16 protein-coding genes and 1 other annotated feature (1 of these 17 cut by a window edge) are annotated in these 17,442 nt (G+C 51.6%); of the genes, 7 read left to right on the top strand and 9 right to left on the bottom strand.

Annotated elements, in window-relative coordinates:
• The first annotated feature begins 262 nt into the window (after nucleotides 1–262).
• The gene (locus ACH0WD_RS10010) at nucleotides 263–706 is read left to right on the top strand and encodes a transcriptional regulator (RefSeq protein WP_000860681.1); all 444 of its coding nucleotides are present in this window, start codon (nucleotides 263–265) and stop codon (nucleotides 704–706) included.
• A 16-nt stretch (nucleotides 707–722) separates the two neighbouring features.
• Nucleotides 723–1,256 (top strand): glycoside hydrolase family 108 protein, encoded by a 534-nt coding sequence (locus ACH0WD_RS10005; RefSeq protein WP_001068132.1) that lies wholly within the window; start codon nucleotides 723–725, stop codon nucleotides 1,254–1,256.
• 60 nt (nucleotides 1,257–1,316) lie between these two features.
• On the opposite strand, the gene ACH0WD_RS10000 is transcribed toward ACH0WD_RS10005, so the two are convergent.
• From ACH0WD_RS10000 to dnaK, 4 genes are all read right to left on the bottom strand, one after another.
• Nucleotides 1,317–1,661 (bottom strand): phage holin family protein, encoded by a 345-nt coding sequence (locus ACH0WD_RS10000; protein WP_000026889.1) that lies wholly within the window; start codon nucleotides 1,659–1,661, stop codon nucleotides 1,317–1,319.
• Nucleotides 1,662–1,787: 126 nt separating this feature from the next.
• Nucleotides 1,788–2,735 carry a LysR family transcriptional regulator gene (locus ACH0WD_RS09995; protein ID WP_000534911.1) on the bottom strand — a complete coding sequence of 316 codons (948 nt, stop codon included), beginning with the start codon at nucleotides 2,733–2,735 and terminating at the stop codon, nucleotides 1,788–1,790.
• A gap of 280 nt (nucleotides 2,736–3,015) precedes the next feature.
• Entirely contained in the window at nucleotides 3,016–4,155 is a 1,140-nt protein-coding gene (gene dnaJ, locus ACH0WD_RS09990; RefSeq protein WP_001119009.1) for a molecular chaperone DnaJ, read from the bottom strand.
• 85 nt (nucleotides 4,156–4,240) lie between these two features.
• Nucleotides 4,241–6,157 carry a molecular chaperone DnaK gene (dnaK, locus tag ACH0WD_RS09985; protein ID WP_000516126.1) on the bottom strand — a complete coding sequence of 639 codons (1,917 nt, stop codon included), beginning with the start codon at nucleotides 6,155–6,157 and terminating at the stop codon, nucleotides 4,241–4,243.
• A gap of 348 nt (nucleotides 6,158–6,505) precedes the next feature.
• Here dnaK and ACH0WD_RS09980 point away from each other — a divergent pair, with 348 nt between their 5' ends.
• The 3 genes from ACH0WD_RS09980 to satP all read left to right on the top strand — a co-directional run bounded on the left by ACH0WD_RS09980 (nucleotide 6,506) and on the right by satP (nucleotide 8,375).
• Entirely contained in the window at nucleotides 6,506–6,910 is a 405-nt protein-coding gene (locus ACH0WD_RS09980) for a DUF2541 family protein (RefSeq protein WP_001258084.1), read from the top strand.
• Between the two features lie 35 nt (nucleotides 6,911–6,945).
• Nucleotides 6,946–7,659, top strand: a complete 714-nt coding sequence (gene msyB / locus ACH0WD_RS09975) for an acidic protein MsyB (protein ID WP_001103477.1) — start codon at nucleotides 6,946–6,948, stop codon at nucleotides 7,657–7,659.
• A 149-nt stretch (nucleotides 7,660–7,808) separates the two neighbouring features.
• Entirely contained in the window at nucleotides 7,809–8,375 is a 567-nt protein-coding gene (gene satP / locus ACH0WD_RS09970) for an acetate uptake transporter (RefSeq protein WP_000528525.1), read from the top strand.
• 56 nt (nucleotides 8,376–8,431) lie between these two features.
• Here satP and mog read toward each other — a convergent pair whose 3' ends face one another.
• Both mog and tal read right to left on the bottom strand, forming a co-directional pair.
• On the bottom strand, nucleotides 8,432–9,022 hold the full coding sequence (gene mog, locus ACH0WD_RS09965; protein ID WP_000380373.1) for a molybdopterin adenylyltransferase: 591 nt from the start codon (nucleotides 9,020–9,022) through the stop codon (nucleotides 8,432–8,434).
• Nucleotides 9,023–9,132: 110 nt separating this feature from the next.
• Nucleotides 9,133–10,086 carry a transaldolase gene (tal, locus tag ACH0WD_RS09960; protein ID WP_000130175.1) on the bottom strand — a complete coding sequence of 318 codons (954 nt, stop codon included), beginning with the start codon at nucleotides 10,084–10,086 and terminating at the stop codon, nucleotides 9,133–9,135.
• A 268-nt stretch (nucleotides 10,087–10,354) separates the two neighbouring features.
• On the opposite strand from tal, the gene ACH0WD_RS09955 reads away from it, so the two are divergent.
• On the top strand, nucleotides 10,355–11,785 hold the full coding sequence (locus ACH0WD_RS09955) for a sodium:alanine symporter family protein (RefSeq protein ID WP_001113807.1): 1,431 nt from the start codon (nucleotides 10,355–10,357) through the stop codon (nucleotides 11,783–11,785).
• A 78-nt stretch (nucleotides 11,786–11,863) separates the two neighbouring features.
• Nucleotides 11,864–12,637 carry a peroxide stress protein YaaA gene (gene yaaA, locus ACH0WD_RS09950; protein ID WP_000906173.1) on the top strand — a complete coding sequence of 258 codons (774 nt, stop codon included), beginning with the start codon at nucleotides 11,864–11,866 and terminating at the stop codon, nucleotides 12,635–12,637.
• A 92-nt stretch (nucleotides 12,638–12,729) separates the two neighbouring features.
• On the opposite strand, the gene thrC is transcribed toward yaaA, so the two are convergent.
• Genes thrC through thrA form a run of 3 tightly spaced genes read right to left on the bottom strand, consistent with a single transcriptional unit; the run spans nucleotide 12,730 to nucleotide 17,413 of the window.
• Nucleotides 12,730–14,016: a threonine synthase gene (thrC, locus tag ACH0WD_RS09945; RefSeq protein ID WP_000781110.1), complete on the bottom strand. Its 1,287-nt coding sequence runs from the start codon at nucleotides 14,014–14,016 to the stop codon at nucleotides 12,730–12,732.
• Nucleotides 14,017–14,019: 3 nt separating this feature from the next.
• A complete protein-coding gene (gene thrB, locus ACH0WD_RS09940; protein ID WP_000241685.1) occupies nucleotides 14,020–14,949 on the bottom strand; it encodes a homoserine kinase in 930 nt (309 codons plus the stop codon).
• A 1-nt stretch (nucleotide 14,950) separates the two neighbouring features.
• On the bottom strand, nucleotides 14,951–17,413 hold the full coding sequence (thrA, locus tag ACH0WD_RS09935) for a bifunctional aspartate kinase/homoserine dehydrogenase I (protein ID WP_001264687.1): 2,463 nt from the start codon (nucleotides 17,411–17,413) through the stop codon (nucleotides 14,951–14,953).
• Between the two features lie 25 nt (nucleotides 17,414–17,438).
• Nucleotides 17,439–17,442 (bottom strand) — a sequence feature (Thr leader region) (it continues 117 nt past the right edge of the window).

The raw sequence follows: 17,442 nt of genomic DNA, 5'->3' as shown, positions 1-17,442 counted from the left end.
CATAAAAATGAGGTTAACAACACCGTCTATCGAAGAGAAAACAACACCTCTCAGCGCCCGCTTACTCCGTTCTGGTGAGAGCATAGTAAATATCATTTATCATGTAATTAAATATCATTTAATTTCAATGAAATAATGTGATTACACTCGCTATAGACAATGACAATACAATAAAACCAGTGACATTTATTGGATTAAGACATTTCTCATACAATATAGTCACCACAGACAACCAGGATGTACATTTCTAAAGGAAGACGTTATGAAAACTTATATCATTAATAGCAACTGCATTTACAATGAAGGTAAATATGAACTGAGGACGGTCTCAAATTCACAGGTTATTAAAATGACTGCGATGAGAGCCAAATGTCTCAGTTTCATCATCGAGAATGCTCATCTGGAGATTATCGAGCGACAAAAAATAACCACTGCGTTATGGGGAAGTCGAAGCCACTATGTTAATGATGCAAATCTAACGCAGATTCTCTATTTAATCAGACGTGACCTTAAAGCGCTTGGTATTAACGATCTTTTTATTACCATTCCAAGGCAAGGTCTCAAAGTGAATAGTGATATCGCCATTATCGCGACGGATAGCGAAACAAAGGGAAGAAAAAAACAGATTGTACGGCAAACCATCGCCGCCCTGACGACCGTATTTTCAGTAACATTAGGTTCTCTCATGTATCTGCATATTCACTAAGCGAAGGAAAGGGAAGATGAATCCAATTATAGATGGAATTATTGCGCTTGAAGGCGGTTACGTATTTAACCCTAAAGATAAAGGCGGCGCCACCCATTGGGGCATTACCGAAGCCACGGCGCGAGCGCATGGCTATGCTGGCGATATGCGGGATCTGACCCACGCTGAAGCCTACGCGATTCTCGAAGAGGATTACTGGATAAAACCAGGTTTTGACGTCATCTCGACGCTATCGTGGCCAGTCTCCTTCGAGCTGTGCGATGCGGCAGTCAACATAGGCGCTTACCACCCCAGCGCGTGGCTGCAACGCTGGTTGAACGTCTTTAATCACGAAGGTAAACGCTACCCGGATATTCATGTGGATGGCAATATTGGCCCGCGGACGCTTGCCGCTCTCGAACATTATTTGGCCTGGCGAGGCCAGGAAGGGGAAGCCGTTTTGGTGAAAGCCCTCAATTGCAGTCAGGGCACGTACTACTTAAACGTTGCTGAGAAAAACCACAATAACGAACAATTTATTTATGGCTGGATCAAGAATAGAGTGACCTAGACCCGGCTGAAAAAAGACGCGTAAAAGGCTCACGGATGAGCCTGATACTACGAATGATAATTAATCTGAATTATTTCCTTCGATAATTTTTTTAATCCGCCGCCCAAGAATTTTTAAGATCGGACTCGCGAAAACACCGCCTAAGCCTGCCGCCAACAGAACAATGTTGAAACTGCATTCTTTTTCGATCGCAATCGCGCTTAACAAGAAACTGGTGAAGCAGGAAATCACGATCTGCGTTAAGCAATATTTAATACTTTCATGAGAACTATTATATTCTGTCTTATCTTTGCGTAAAAGATAGCTGACAAAGCCTCCCCACGCGCCAATCGAAATAATAGTGAGTAAGATCTCTAGCTCCAATAGCACAACTTCCGTTGTCGACACATGGTTGGGAATAGACATTTTAACACTCCGAAATCATTATAAATGAATAATTAACACAAGGAGTGTAAGCGCCCTGTCAGAAGGGTAAAAATCAAAGCACATCATTTAAAACCATATTAAATCAAAGCGTAAAAATGAGGTGTATTAGCGACGGAAGGAGGAAAGCGTTTGTAACATACTTACCATCTCATTAATCGTCGATATATTTCTACTATTTTTATTCCAGGATGCATAGACCTGAACTGACTTCAAAGCCAGTTCGGGCGGAGGCTGAATAAATTTAATGTCATATTTACGATGATTTTTATAAAAAAGCGCTAATTTCAAAGGCATCAATGCAATCAATGAGGTTCGTTCGATCATGCTCATCAAACCGTTAAGCGAATCACTGCGATAGCCGACAATACGCCTGCCAGTATAGTAAAGCTCATCCTTAAATAATTCACTATCATGATATATCACTGAAGCCCCCATCCCCGGCTGATATAACGCATGACGCGAAGAATAAAAATGATGTAGCGACAGTTGTGAGAGGGTACTCAGCATGTGTTTACTGCTACAGATACAAACAAATGATTTAAAACTATCAATAATTTGATTCTCTATGCCGGACTCCAGCAAAGGTTCGGCACTAATCAACAGATCGCCTTGCGCAGTAAACAGAAGTTCGCTGATATGCTCCCGACTCATATTTCTGACAGTGAAATGATTTATCAAAATACGGTCAAATATATCGCTGTTATAGAGCTGAGAAAGATAATAGCTTTCAACAATATCACTGCCTAATAACGTTATCTGGAACGCTTCATCTTTTTTGCTATTACATAGAAATGTGTCATCCACCAGTTTCATCACCTGACTGAAATTTTGGTGAATGTCGACAGCCTTAGCTGTGGGGATGAGCCCGCCTTTCCCTCTGCTAAACAGTTCTTCCGGGTAATAACTCTGCAGGCGCTTTAACGCCAGAGAAACGGCAGCCGGTGTAATGCCTAACTTTTTTGCCGCCATAGCCGCATTTCCTGACAAAATAACAGCGTCAAGAATTTTGATTAAATTATAATCAAAGCTCTTGTTGGCACCTTTCGATCCCATTCGCTGTCTGCCTCCGGAAACTAAAAAAAGCAATATAGATAATACTCAAGATAAATCAATTCACAGCATCTAAAAAAGCAATCATTAATGTCATCACATCACGTTTTTTTAAAGAATAAGCGTATACAAAACTGCTGATTAACATCAATTTGTTTATCAGTAAAAACAAAATATCAACAAATGAGAGGATACGATGCGTTTAACAGAAGCCTGGGCGCGTACAGGCAGAAAAAAGCCCGGATATACACCCGGGCTGAAGAAAAATACAACGGGAAAAAGATTAGCGAGTCAAATCGTCAAAGAATTTTTTCACGCCGTCAAAGAAGCTTTTTGAACGCGGGCTGTTTTTCTCTCCCGTCGGGCCGCCAAAACTTTCCTGAAGATCTTTTAGCAATTGCTTCTGTTTTTCGCTCAGACCGACCGGCGTTTCAACCACCACACGGCACAGCAAATCGCCCTGCGCGCCACCGCGTACGGACTTCACGCCTTTGCCGCGCATACGGAACAGCTTGCCCGTTTGTGTTTCGCTCGGTACTTTCAGCATCACGCGACCATCTAACGTCGGCACTTCAATTTCACCGCCGAGCGCCGCCATCGCAAAGTTGATCGGCACTTCGCAATAAAGATTATTGCCTTCACGCTCGAAAATAGGGTGTTGTTTCACCTGGACCTGAACGTACAAGTCGCCTGCCGGTGCGCCATGCTCGCCCGCTTCGCCCTCGCCTGCCAGACGAATACGATCGCCGGTATCCACGCCCGCCGGGATTTTAACGGACAGAGTTTTACTCTTTTCAACACGCCCATGACCGTGACATTTATGGCACGGATCTTTGATCAGCGTACCGCGTCCCTGACAGTGTGGGCAGGTCTGCTGTACAGCAAAGAATCCCTGGCGCATCTGTACCTGACCAGAACCATGACAGGTCGGACAGGTTTGCGGTTGCGTGCCAGCTTTCGCCCCGCTGCCGTGGCAAACGTCGCACTCCTCCAGCGTCGGAATACGGATCTCTTTGGTCACGCCACGCACCGCTTCTTCCAGGGTGAGATCCATGTTATAACGCAAATCAGCCCCACGCGCCGCACGTTGGCGACCACGCCCGCCGCCAAAGATATCGCCAAAAACGTCACCAAAGATATCACTGAAATCAGCGCCGCCATTAAAGCCGCCGCCAAATCCGCCGCCCATACCGCCTTGTTCAAACGCGGCGTGACCATACTGATCGTAGGCTGCGCGTTTTTGCGCATCGGTCAGCACTTCATAGGCTTCTTTAATCTCTTTAAATTTAGCTTCGGCCTCTTTATCACCCTGATTGCGGTCCGGATGATATTTCATGGCCAGGCGCTTATACGCCTTTTTGATTTCACGCTCTTCCGCTGTTTTGGAAACGCCTAAAATCTCGTAGTAATCTCTTTTCGCCATCTCTTTTTATCTGCCCTTAACATGCATACACGGGCGGAGAGGAAACCTCTTCGCCCGTGCCAGTAATTACCCGTTCAAAGGGCGATTATTTTTTATCTTTTACTTCTTCAAACTCAGCGTCGACAACGTCGTCATCTTTCGCGTTGTTTGCAGAAGCGTCAGCGGAGCCAGCCTGCTGCTGCGCATGTTGCTGCTGAGCGATTTCCATCAGTTTCTGGGAAACCTGCGCCAGCTCCTGCATTTTCGCTTCGATAGCGGCTTTATCTTCGCCTTTCAGGGCAGTTTCCAGCGCGCTCAGGGCAGACTCGATAGCGGTTTTGTCATCAGCCGGCAGTTTATCGCCTGCTTCTTCGACCTGCTTACGGGTGCTGTGCAGCAGATGGTCGCCCTGGTTACGGGTCTGAACCAGCTCTTCAAACTTACGGTCGGATTCAGCGTTCGCTTCTGCATCGCGAACCATTTTCTGAATTTCTTCCTCGTTCAGACCAGAAGACGCCTTGATGGTGATCTTCTGCTCTTTACCGCTATTTTTGTCTTTCGCGGAGACGTGCAGGATACCGTCAGCATCGATATCGAAGGTGACTTCGATCTGCGGCATACCGCGCGGCGCCGGGTTGATGCCATCCAGGTTGAACTGACCCAGAGATTTGTTATCAGACGCACGTTTACGCTCACCCTGCAGCACATGGATGGTTACCGCAGACTGGTTGTCTTCCGCAGTAGAGAACACCTGGCTGTGCTTGGTCGGGATGGTGGTGTTTTTGGTGATAAGCGGAGTCATCACGCCACCCATCGTTTCGATACCCAGAGACAGCGGGGTAACGTCCAGCAGCAGTACGTCTTTCACATCGCCGGTCAATACGCCGCCCTGTACCGCTGCGCCGATAGCCACAGCTTCGTCCGGGTTAACGTCTTTACGCGGCTCTTTACCAAAGAACTCAGCCACTTTTTTCTGCACCATTGGCATACGGGTCTGACCGCCGACGAGGATCACGTCGTTGATATCAGACACGGACAGGCCAGCGTCCTGCAGTGCGACTTTCAGCGGCTCGATAGAACGGTTCACCAGGTCTTCAACCAGGCTTTCCAGTTTCGCACGAGTCACTTTAATGTTCATGTGTTTCGGACCGGTGGCATCTGCGGTAATGTACGGCAGGTTCACGTCGGTCTGCTGCGCAGAAGACAGCTCGATTTTGGCTTTTTCTGCGGCTTCTTTCAGACGCTGCATTGCCAGCGGATCGTTACGCAGGTCAATGCCCTGATCTTTCTTAAACTCGTCAACGAGGTAGTTGATCAGGCGGGTATCGAAGTCTTCACCACCCAGGTGGGTATCACCGTTGGTTGCCAGAACTTCAAAGGTTTTTTCGCCATCAACTTCGTCGATTTCGATAATAGAGATATCGAAAGTACCACCACCGAGGTCGTAAACCGCGATAGTACGGTTGCCGACTTCTTTATCCAGACCGTAAGCCAGCGCTGCGGCAGTCGGTTCGTTGATGATACGTTTAACTTCCAGCCCCGCGATACGACCAGCATCTTTGGTAGCCTGACGCTGCGCATCGTTAAAGTAAGCCGGTACGGTGATAACCGCTTCAGTTACCGGTTCGCCCAGATAATCTTCAGCTGTTTTCTTCATTTTCTTCAGCACTTCGGCAGAAATCTGCGGCGGCGCCATTTTCTGACCTTTCACATCAAGCCATGCGTCGCCGTTGTCGGCGCCGATGATTTTGTACGGCATGATAGAAACGTCACGTTGAACTTCTTCGTCCTGGAAGCGGCGGCCAATCAGGCGTTTAATCGCAAACAGGGTGTTTTGCGGGTTTGTCACTGCCTGACGTTTAGCCGGCTGACCAACCAGAGTTTCACCATCCTGGGTATAAGCAATGATAGAAGGCGTAGTGCGATCGCCCTCGGCGTTCTCCAGCACGCGTGCCTGCGTTCCATCCATAATCGCTACACAAGAGTTGGTAGTACCCAGGTCGATACCAATAATTTTACCCATCTAAACGTCTCCACTAAAAATTCGGTCATCATGTGGTTGTGAATCTGTAATAAGGGCGAAACGTGCGGTTTCAACTACCCTGAATCGTTTTTTTTCAGACTCACCACTGCGGTTGACTACAAGATGGGGTCGTAACCCACGTCATCAAGGGGGAGATGAAAAAATTTTTTAGTGACGAGAGGGCGCGATGGAAAACCAGACAGATAAACATTCATGAAATAAATTAAATAACGAATACCATTCACATAAAAATTGTAATAAAAAGAAAAGATTACAAAACTGAATCGTTGCCATGAGCAGAGTATGATAGACGGTAATTGCTTATTGAACCCGTCAAAGAGAAATTCCATGCGATCTGTGTTAACGATTTCCGCCGGCCTGCTTTTCGGCCTGGCGTTAAGTAGCGTCGCGCACGCGAACGACCATAAAATACTGGGTGTTATTGCCATGCCCAGAAATGAAACGAACGATCTCGCGCTGAAAATTCCCGTCTGCCGCATCGTGAAGCGCATTCAACTCACGGCGGATCACGGCGACATCGAACTTAGCGGCGCATCCGTCTATTTTAAAACTGCGCGTAGCGCCAGCCAAAGCCTGAACGTCCCTTCCTCAATCAAAGAGGGCCAGACAACAGGCTGGATCAATATTAATAGCGATAACGACAACAAACGCTGCGTATCAAAGATTACCTTCTCAGGCCATACGGTAAATTCTTCCGATATGGCGAGACTTAAAGTCATTGGCGACGATTAATCGCTGTTATTTCTATTCCAAAAGCCAGACTGAAAATGAACGTCACCTATTTACACGACGAGGATTTAGACTTTCTTCAGCATTGTAGCGAAGAACAACTCGCCGATTTCGCCCGTTTGCTGACGCATAACGAAAAGGGCAAAGCTCGCTTGTCGAGCGTCCTTAGTCATAACGAGCTGTTCAAAGCGATGGAAGGTCACCCGGAGCAACACCGCCGTAACTGGCAGCTCATTGCCGGCGAGTTTCAGCATTACGGCGGCGACAGTATCGCCAACAAATTGCGCGGACACGGAAAACAGTACCGCGCGATTCTGCTGGATGTCGCAAAACGGCTAAAACTTAAAGCAGATAAAAGCATGTCGACGTTTGAAATAGAACAGCAACTGCTGGAGCATTTTTTACGTCATACCTGGCAGAAGATGGACGCGGCGCATAAGCAGGAATTTCTGCAAGCCGTAGACGCCAAAGTTTCTGAACTGGAAGAACTGCTGCCGCTGCTCATGAAAGATCGCAGTCTGGCAAAAGGGGTCTCCCACCTGCTTTCCACCCAGCTTACCCGCATTTTACGTACCCATGCCGCAATGAGCATCCTGGGCCACGGATTGCTGCGCGGCGCAGGTCTTGGCGGCCCGGTCGGCGCGGCGTTAAACGGCGTCAAAGCGATGAGCGGCAGCGCGTATCGCGTGACTATTCCGGCGGTGTTGCAAATAGCCTGCCTGCGACGAATGATGGCAGCCGTTCAGGCGTGAATGCCCTCACAGGGGGAAATATTTTCTTTTCCCCCTTATTAGATCATAGACAGTCCTCTTCCCCCTGATTATTATGCCGCGCCCCGAATACGGAACTCGTTATTCTGGGAAACTATTTCACCATTCAATTATGATGATTTTGAGGAATTATGGGCAACACTAAGTTGGCTAATCCGGCACCGCTGGGCCTGATGGGCTTCGGCATGACCACCATTCTGCTTAACCTGCACAATGCCGGTTTTTTCGCCCTGGACGGTATTATTCTGGCGATGGGGATTTTCTACGGCGGTATCGCGCAAATTTTTGCCGGTCTGCTGGAGTATAAAAAAGGCAATACCTTTGGTTTAACGGCCTTTACCTCTTACGGTTCGTTCTGGCTGACGCTGGTCGCTATCCTGCTGATGCCGAAAATGGGCCTGACGGATGCGCCTGACGCTCAGCTACTCGGCGCTTATTTAGGTCTGTGGGGCGTGTTCACGCTGTTTATGTTCTTCGGTACGCTGAAAGCCGCCCGCGCGCTGCAATTTGTTTTCCTGAGCCTGACCGTACTGTTCGCTCTGCTGGCGGTCGGCAATATCACCGGTAACGAAGCCATTATCCATATCGCAGGCTGGGTTGGTCTGGTTTGCGGCGCCAGCGCTATTTATCTGGCGATGGGTGAAGTGCTAAACGAGCAATTTGGCCGCACTATTCTGCCAATCGGCGAGGCGCACTAAATCTCTTTTATTCCTCCCGCACCGGGAGGAATAACCCTACTATCAGTATTTTCCGGTCAGGATGACATATTCTCACGTCTGGCGCTCTTCGGACGGAAAGCGGCAACCACTTCCGGCGCGGTTTCGACATACGGCCCGTCAAGCAGCTGTATACAATACGGCACGCTCGCAAAAATGCCCGGCACGCTAACGCTGCCATCGTCCGCTTTTACGCCTTCCAGCGTTTCTTTGATCGATTTTGGCTGTCCAGGCAGATTAAGAATTAACGCCTGTTTACGGATAACGCCCACCTGGCGGGAAAGAATGGCGGTCGGCACAAAGCGCAGGCTGATCTGGCGCATCTGCTCGCCAAAACCAGGCATTTCACGGTCGGCGATGGCAAGGGTCGCGTCCGGTGTGACGTCGCGACGCGCCGGACCGGTACCGCCAGTGGTCAGCACCAGATGACAGCTCATCTCATCAACCAGTTCACACAACGTTTGCTCGATAATTTCCTGTTCATCAGGAATTAAGCGCCGTTGGACCTCGAAAGGCGTGGTCAGCGCAGAAGCGAGCCACTCCTCAAGCGCAGGAATGCCTTTATCCTGGTAAACGCCGCTTGAAGCGCGGTCGGAGATAGAAACTAAGCCAATACGTAAGGTATCCATGATTATTCCGTTTAAACAGTCTCGTTAAACAGAATGATACACTGCGAAGGGAAGGACAGACAGGTTTCAGAAGAGGTAGCGTGACCCATATCAGGGCCACGCGTTAATGATTACAGCAGATCGCCGATCATTTTTTCCAGTTTTTCCTGGTCTACCGCAAACTTACGGATACCATCCGCCAGTTTGTCCACCGCCATGGGGTCCTGGTGATGCTGCCACAGGAACTCGGCTTCGGTAATGCGTTCCGGGCGCGCTTTGACTTCGCCGGAGAAAGAGAGCTTACGCTCAATCGCCCCTTCGCTTTCCGCCAGTTCTTTCAGCAATGCCGGTGCGATAGTCAGACGGTCGCAGCCCGCCAGCTCCAGAATTTCGCCTACGTTACGGAAGCTTGCGCCCATAACGACGGTTTCGTAACCATGCTGTTTGTAGTACTCGTAGATTTCCGTTACGGAAACCACGCCCGGATCTTCAGCTGGCGCATAGTCTTTCTTGTCGGTATTGGCTTTATACCAGTCAAGAATACGACCTACGAACGGCGAGATCAGGTAGACGCCCGCTTCGGCGCACGCACGCGCCTGCGCGAAGGAGAACAGCAGCGTCAGGTTACAGTTGATGCCTTCTTTTTCCAGCTGTTCGGCTGCGCGAATGCCCTGCCAGGTGGACGCCAGCTTGATCAGGATACGATCGTTGCTGATACCCGCATCATTGTAGAGTTTAATGATACGTTTTGCTTTGGCGATAGACGCTTCAGTGTCATAAGACAGACGCGCGTCAACTTCGGTAGAAATACGCCCCGGCACCAGCTTCAGGATTTCCAGGCCAATATTCACCGCCAGCTTATCGGTCGCGTCAACAACCTGCTGCGCGCGGTCGCTGCTCTGCTGTTTCGCCCAGGCGACAGCATCGTCAATCAGCTTACGATATTCCGGGATTTGCGCTGCGTTAAGAATGAGAGAAGGGTTAGTTGTAGCATCCTGCGGCTGGTACAGCTTCATTGCCGCGATATCTCCGGTATCAGCCACTACGGTGGTGAACTGACGAAGGGAGGTCAATTTGTCCGTCATGATAGAGTTTCTCTTTAAACAGCTTGTTAGGGGATGTAACCGGTCTACCCTGATGATAACACGACGCACTCACAGCGCAACCGCCTACATGCACCTGGCTGCCCTTGTGCACTGTTTGCGTATCTGCCGACGGTTGATGCGCAATTAAAGGATACCGCCGTATTTATGGTAAACTGCCGTTAATATTAGTCTGACAAGGTCATCTACATCATGGGTCACGCTTATACAGGATCATCAAAGCGTGACGGCATCAACAAGAGGGACGTTAATGCCTGAGTTTTTCAGTTTTATTAACGAAATACTCTGGGGCTCGGTAATGATTTACCTGCTGCTCGGCGCAGGATGTTGGTTTACCTGGCGTACCGGATTCATTCAATTTCGTTATATTCGCCAATTTAGCCGCAGTCTGAAAGGCAGCTTTAGCCCGCAGCCAGGCGGCCTGACGTCATTTCAGGCGCTGTGTACCAGCCTCGCGGCGCGGATTGGCAGCGGTAATCTGGCCGGCGTGGCGCTGGCTATCGCCGCAGGCGGTCCCGGCGCGGTATTCTGGATGTGGGTCTCGGCCATCATTGGCATGGCGACCTCCTTCGCCGAGTGTTCGCTTGCCCAGCTTTATAAAGAACGCGACCCGACAGGCCAGTTCCGCGGCGGCCCGGCGTGGTATATGGCGCGCGGGCTGGGAATGCGCTGGATGGGCGTGGTTTTCGCCCTCTTTCTGCTCGTCGCCTACGGGTTGATTTTTAATAGCGTGCAGGCGAATGCCGTCTCACGCGCGCTCCATTTCGCCTTCAACATTCCGCCGCTTATCTCCGGCATTGCTCTGGCGTTCTGTGCCCTGTTAATTATCATTCGCGGCATAAAAGGCGTCGCCCGCCTGATGCAATGGCTGATTCCCCTCATCGCGTTATTGTGGGTCGCCGGCAGCGTGTTCATTTGCCTCTGGCATATTGAGCAAATGCCTGGCGTTATCGCCTCGATAGTCAAAAGCGCATTTGGCTGGCAGGAAGCCGCGGCAGGCGCAGCCGGATATACGCTCACTCAGGCTATTACCAGCGGTTTTCAGCGTGGGATGTTCTCTAATGAAGCGGGAATGGGGTCAACGCCTAATGCGGCCGCAGCGGCAACGTCGTATCCCCCTCACCCTGTCGCGCAGGGGATTGTGCAAATGATTGGCGTATTCAGCGACACCATTATCATCTGTACCGCCAGCGCGATGATTATCCTGCTGGCGGGGAATCACGCGTCCCACTCGTCAACAGAAGGCATTCAGCTTCTCCAACATGCAATGGTTTCGTTGACCGGTGAATGGGGCGCCAGTTTTGTCGCGCTTATCGTCATTCTGTTCGCGTTCAGTTCTATCGTCGCCAACTATATTTACGCCGAAAACAATCTGTTTTTTCTGCGGTTACATAACGCAAAGGCCATCTGGCTATTACGCCTTGCGACGCTTGGCATGGTTATCGCCGGTACGCTTATCAGTTTTCCGCTGATATGGCAGCTCGCTGATATGATCATGGCCTGTATGGCCATTACCAATCTGACGGCGATTTTGTTGCTCTCACCGGTGGTGTATACCCTCGCCGGCGATTATCTGCGACAACGGAAACTGGGCGTAAGACCGCAGTTCGATCCGCGGCGCTTCCCGGATATCGAACCACAACTGGCGCCAGATACCTGGGATGCGGCATCGCGCGATTAAGCCGACAATCGCAACCATCGGTCAACTCTGCGGCGTTTTTTTGCTAAAGTCGCAGAAAATTCCCTGCAAGGACTGGATATGCTGATTCTGATTTCACCTGCAAAAACGCTTGATTATCAAAGCCCGCTGGCCACGACCCGCTATACCCAGCCGGAGCTGTTGGATCACAGCCAGCAGCTTATTCAACAGGCCCGCCAGCTTTCGGCGCCGCAAATTTCCAGGCTGATGGGAATTAGCGACAAACTGGCGGATCTCAACGCCACGCGTTTTCATGACTGGCAGCCTCATTTTACGCCGGATAATGCACGCCAGGCGATTCTGGCGTTCAAAGGCGATGTTTATACCGGCCTACAGGCGGAAACGTTCAACGACGCGGATTTTGATTTTGCTCAACAACATCTGCGTATGCTCTCTGGCTTGTATGGCGTATTGCGCCCGCTGGATTTAATGCAGCCTTATCGTCTGGAGATGGGGATTCGCCTGGAGAATCCGCGCGGCAAAGATCTTTATCAATTCTGGGGCGATATCATTACCGATAAGCTCAACGAAGCGCTTGAGGCGCAGGGCGATCGGGTGGTGGTGAATCTGGCCTCTGAGGAATATTTTAAATCGGTGAAGCCGAAGAAACTGAATGCCGAGCTGATTAAGCCCGTGTTCCTTGATGAGAAAAACGGCAAGTTTAAGGTGGTAAGCTTCTACGCCAAAAAAGCGCGCGGACTGATGAGCCGTTTTATTATTGAAAACCGCTTAACGAAGCCGGAACAGCTTATCGCGTTTGACCGTGAAGGGTATTTCTTTGATGAAGAAACCTCCACACAAGACGAGCTGGTCTTTAAACGCTACGAGCAGTAACGGCATCGCCGGAGGGCGGTTACGCCTTATCCGGCCTACAAATCGACACCACCCATAGGCCCGGTAAGCGACATCGCCACCGGGCGCAATGGTTACTGGCGGGTCATCATTAGCTTACGCAGGGCGGCAAAATCCGCAGGCAGATGATGTGAAAGCAGCGGCAGATCGGCGCGTTCGGCGAGCGCTTCAGGCAAGGCCAGCGTTTCTCCCAGAATGGACTCCACGCTTTCTTTAAACTTCGCCGGATGCGCCGTTCCGAGAAACAAGCCATACTCGCCAGGGTTTAACTGGTCGCGTAATGCCCGATACGCTACCGCCGCATGAGGTTCCGAGATATAACCTTTCGCTTTCAGCTCGCGCATCGTCTGTTGTGTCGTAGTGTCATCCACCGCCGCATAGCCCAGCTCAGTCAGGCGCCAGATTTTACGGCGGAATAGCTCCTCCACGCGCGGCCAGTTATTCGGCTGGCTGACATCCATCGCATTCGACAGGGTCGCCTGCGTCGCTTTCGGCGCCCACTTTCCGTCATGCAGAAAACGCGGCACCGTGTCGTTGACGTTGGTGGCGGCGATAAAACGTTTCACCGGTAGGCCTAACGACTTCGCCAGCAGCCCTGCCGTCAAATCGCCAAAGTTGCCGCTGGGGACGGAGATCACCAGTTGGTTACGCGCCCCCTGCGGCAGTTGCGCCACGGCTTCAAAGTAGTAGCAAATTTGCGCCAACAGGCGGCTGATATTAATCGAATTAGCCGAATTCAGCCCCAGCGCCGTTTTCAGTTCTTCGTCATCAAATGCCTGTTTCACCAGCGCCTGGCAAGCGTCGAAATCGCCGTCGATCGCCACGGTTTCAATGTTGCCGCCCAGCGTACAGAACAGTTTTTCCTGCAACGGACTGATTTTACCGCGCGGGTAGAGAATGACGACCCGCACATTTTCCAGGCCATAGAACGCGTGAGCCACCGCCGCGCCGGTATCGCCTGACGTTGCGGTCAGAATCGTCACCGGTTTGTCGCCGCTGATATGCGTCAGCATTTGCGCCATAAAACGCCCGCCGAAGTCTTTAAAGGCCAGCGTCGGACCATGGAACAGCTCCAGGCAGCCGACATCGCTTTCTACCTGCGCTACCGGCGCCGGGAACGCAAACGCCGCGCGGACGCGCTCTTCCAGAATTTGCTGCGGTATTTCATCGCCAATAAATGCCGAGAGGATCTTTGCGCTACGGCTGACAAAGTCCTGGTTGAGCATCTCATCAATTTCCGTCAGGCTAAACTCCGGCAGTTCGTGCGGAAAAAAAAGTCCCTGCTGTTTGCCCAGTCCTTGCGTGACGGCCTGCGCAAAGCTGACCTGCTCATTATGGTCTTTCAGATTATAGAGTTTCATTGATTATCCCACTACTCGTGCGCCCGCCGTATCCAGCCGGCAAATATGAACGAAGCCTTCCTGATTTTGCAGATAATGTTTGCTCAGCCAGTCCGCGACGCGCTGCGCCGTCTCCGGTTTATCGCATAGCGCAAACAGCGTCGGCCCCGATCCTGAAATCCCGCTCGCCAGCGCGCCGATCTCCGATACCGCCTGCCGCGCCTGGCTAAAGCCCGGCAGTAAACGCGCGCGGTATGGTTCGGCAATAACATCTTTCATCAGCGCGGCGGCAAGCTGCGGCTGCCGCGAGTAACAGGCGTGAATAAAACCGGCCAGATGCCGTCCATGCGCAATGCAATCCTGACGGCGATACTGCGCAGGCAAAATGGCCCGTGCTTCTGCGGTAGAAACTTTAATGCCCGGATAAGCCAGTACCCATAGCCACTCATCAAAGCCCGGCACCTGCTGACTAATAATGCCGTTTTCTTCAATCATCAACTGCATACCGCCAAGAAAGCACGGCGCGACGTTATCGTAATGGATGCTGCCGGAGATACGGCCTTCCAGCTCGCCCATCAGCGCCAACAGACGCGTGTCGTTTAACGGTTTGCCGCAGTGCTCATTCATCGCGACCAGCGCAGCGACGACGGAACAGGCGCTGGACCCTAACCCGGAACCAATCGGCATATTTTTTTCCAGCGTCATCGCCACCGGGATGGTTTTCCCCAATGCCTGGCAAAAACGTTCCCAGCACTGATAAACAATATTTTCACGCGGCTCCGGCGGCAGTTTATCGGCAAATCGCCCCAGGTTATGCAGACGGAAATGATCCGCTGCTTCAACGGATACCACATCGCCCAGCAACGTGCCGTCAACGGGTGTGACGGCCGCGCCCAACACGTCGAAACCGACGCTCATGTTCGCGCTGGAAGCCGGGGCATACACTTTCACCATGTTAAACTCCTAACTTCCATGAGAGGGTCCGTAACAGATCGGCAAACACGCCCGCCGCCGTCACATCATTGCCTGCGCCGTAGCCGCGCAGCACCAACGGCAAGGGCTGATAATAGTGGCTGTAGAACGCCAGCGCGTTTTCACCGTTTTTCACTTTGAAGAGCGGATCGTTACCATCAACTTCGGCAATCTTCACGCGGCACACGCCATCCTCTTCGATATTGCCCACATAGCGCAATACCTTACCTTCATCACGAGCTTTTGCCACACGGGCGGCAAACGCGTCGTCAAGCTGCGGCAGATGCGCCATAAAGGCGGTCACATCGCCAGAGGCGTCAAACTCGTCCGGCAACACCGGTTCAATCACAATATCGGAAAGCTCCAGCTCGCGGCCCGTCTCGCGGGCGAGGATCAACAGTTTCCGCGCCACATCCATACCGGAAAGATCGTCGCGCGGATCGGGTTCGGTATAGCCCATCTCGCGCGCCAGGGCGGTCGCCTGTGAGAGACTCATCCCCTCTTCCAGTTTACCGAAAATAAAAGAGAGCGACCCGGAAAGAATGCCGGAAAATTTTTGCAGTTCATCACCCGCATTCAGCAGGTTTTGCAGGTTTTCGATTACCGGCAAACCGGCGCCGACGTTGGTGTCATACAAGAATTTGCGCCGTGATTGCGCGGCGGCGAAACGTAGCTGATGGTAGTAGTCCATCGACGAGGTGTTCGCTTTCTTGTTTGGCGTCACCACATGGAACCCTTCACGCAGGAAGTCGGCATACTGGTCGGCCACCGCCTGACTGGAGGTACAATCAACAATCACCGGATTGAGTAGATGATATTCTTTCACCAGGCGAATTAAGCGTCCCAGATTGAACGGCGCGTTCGCTTGCGCCAGTTCCGCCTGCCAGTTGTCCAGATTCAGGCCATGCACATTGGTTAGCAACGCCTTTGAGTTCGCCACGCCGCACACGCGTAGATCGATGTGCTTGTTCTTCAGCCAGGTTTGCTGACGTTTAAGCTGTTCCAGTAGCGCGCCGCCGACGCCGCCGACACCAATGACAAACACTTCAATCACCTGATCGGTATTGAACAGCATCTGGTGCGTTACCCGCACGCCGGTGGTGGCATCGTCGTTATTCACCACCACAGAAATGGAACGCTCAGAAGATCCCTGAGCGATCGCCACGATATTGATATTAGCCCGCGCCAGCGCGGCGAAGAATTTCGCTGAAATGCCGCGTAGCGTGCGCATACCGTCGCCGACAACAGAGATAATCGCCAACCGCTCAGTAACCGCCAGCGGCTCCAGCAGCCCCTCTTTCAGCTCCAGATAGAACTCATCCTGCATCGCACGGCGGGCACGCGCGCAGTCACTCTGCGGCACACAGAAACTGATGCTGTACTCAGAGGAGGACTGGGTAATGAGCACCACCGAGATCCCGGCGCGAGACATGGCGGCGAAAACACGCGCCGCCATCCCAATCATCCCTTTCATTCCAGGGCCGGAGACGCTAAACATCGCCATATTGTTAAGGTTAGAGATCCCTTTGACCGGCAGATTATCATCGTCGCTGGACGCGCCGATCAGCGTTCCTGGCGCCTGCGGATTGCCGGTATTTTTAATCAGACAGGGGATCTGGAACTGGGCGATAGGCGTTATGGTGCGAGGGTGAAGAACTTTGGCGCCGAAGTAAGAGAGTTCCATCGCTTCCTGGTAGGACATCGATTTCAGCAGCCTGGCGTCCGGCACCTGGCGCGGGTCACAGGTATACACGCCATCGACGTCAGTCCAGATTTCACAGCAGTCAGCGCGTAAACAGGCGGCCAGCACGGCGGCGGAATAGTCGGAACCATTACGGCCCAGCACCACCAGTTCACCCTTTTCATTACCGGCGGTAAAGCCCGCCATCAGGATCATGTGATCGGCCGGGATCTGGCTGGCGGCGATACGGCGAGTCGATTCCGCGATATCGACGGTAGATTCAAGGTAATGGCCCACCGCCAGCAATTTTTCTACCGGATCGATCACCGTGACGCGATGCCCACGCGCCTCCAGAAGTCCCGCCATAATCGCGATCGACATTTTTTCGCCACGGCAAATCAGCGCGGCGTTGATGCTATTCGGGCACTGACCCAGCAGGCTGATACCATGCAAAACATGTTTGATCTGAGCGAATTCTTGTTCGACAACCATTTTCAACCGTGCAAGCGGGAATCCCGGCTGCGCGCTGGCAAGTCCTGCGAGCAGGTCAGAAAAAATACGTTCGGCATCGCTGATATTCGGCAAAGCATCCTGGCCGCCGATAGTTTTTTCAATCATCGCCACCAGATGGTTGGTAATTTTCGCGGGGGCGGAAAGTACGGTCGCTACCTGCCCTTGCCTGGCATTGCTTTCCAGAATATCGGCAACACGCAGAAAACGTTCTGCATTTGCCACTGATGTACCGCCGAACTTCAACACTCGCATGGTTGTTACCTCGTGATCTCTGGTCGAAA

It is taken from the genome of Salmonella sp. 2020_1395 (assembly GCF_043848115.1).
GTDB lineage: Bacteria > Pseudomonadota > Gammaproteobacteria > Enterobacterales > Enterobacteriaceae > Salmonella > Salmonella enterica.
Note: the sequence above shows the minus strand (reverse complement) of the source record. Positions and strands in the feature narration are given on the sequence as shown.

Coding starts and splice junctions, on each gene's coding strand:
- yaaA (WP_000906173.1), top strand. CDS start 11,864: ATGCTGATTCTGATTTCACCTGCAAAAACGCTTGATTATCAAAGCCCG.
- thrC (WP_000781110.1), bottom strand. CDS start 14,016: ATGAAACTCTATAATCTGAAAGACCATAATGAGCAGGTCAGCTTTGCG.
- ACH0WD_RS10010 (WP_000860681.1), top strand. CDS start 263: ATGAAAACTTATATCATTAATAGCAACTGCATTTACAATGAAGGTAAA.
- ACH0WD_RS09995 (WP_000534911.1), bottom strand. CDS start 2,735: ATGGGATCGAAAGGTGCCAACAAGAGCTTTGATTATAATTTAATCAAA.
- ACH0WD_RS09955 (WP_001113807.1), top strand. CDS start 10,355: ATGCCTGAGTTTTTCAGTTTTATTAACGAAATACTCTGGGGCTCGGTA.
- thrB (WP_000241685.1), bottom strand. CDS start 14,949: ATGGTGAAAGTGTATGCCCCGGCTTCCAGCGCGAACATGAGCGTCGGT.
- ACH0WD_RS09980 (WP_001258084.1), top strand. CDS start 6,506: ATGCGATCTGTGTTAACGATTTCCGCCGGCCTGCTTTTCGGCCTGGCG.
- dnaJ (WP_001119009.1), bottom strand. CDS start 4,155: ATGGCGAAAAGAGATTACTACGAGATTTTAGGCGTTTCCAAAACAGCG.
- mog (WP_000380373.1), bottom strand. CDS start 9,022: ATGGATACCTTACGTATTGGCTTAGTTTCTATCTCCGACCGCGCTTCA.
- tal (WP_000130175.1), bottom strand. CDS start 10,086: ATGACGGACAAATTGACCTCCCTTCGTCAGTTCACCACCGTAGTGGCT.
- ACH0WD_RS10000 (WP_000026889.1), bottom strand. CDS start 1,661: ATGTCTATTCCCAACCATGTGTCGACAACGGAAGTTGTGCTATTGGAG.
- ACH0WD_RS10005 (WP_001068132.1), top strand. CDS start 723: ATGAATCCAATTATAGATGGAATTATTGCGCTTGAAGGCGGTTACGTA.
- thrA (WP_001264687.1), bottom strand. CDS start 17,413: ATGCGAGTGTTGAAGTTCGGCGGTACATCAGTGGCAAATGCAGAACGT.
- msyB (WP_001103477.1), top strand. CDS start 6,946: ATGAACGTCACCTATTTACACGACGAGGATTTAGACTTTCTTCAGCAT.
- dnaK (WP_000516126.1), bottom strand. CDS start 6,157: ATGGGTAAAATTATTGGTATCGACCTGGGTACTACCAACTCTTGTGTA.
- satP (WP_000528525.1), top strand. CDS start 7,809: ATGGGCAACACTAAGTTGGCTAATCCGGCACCGCTGGGCCTGATGGGC.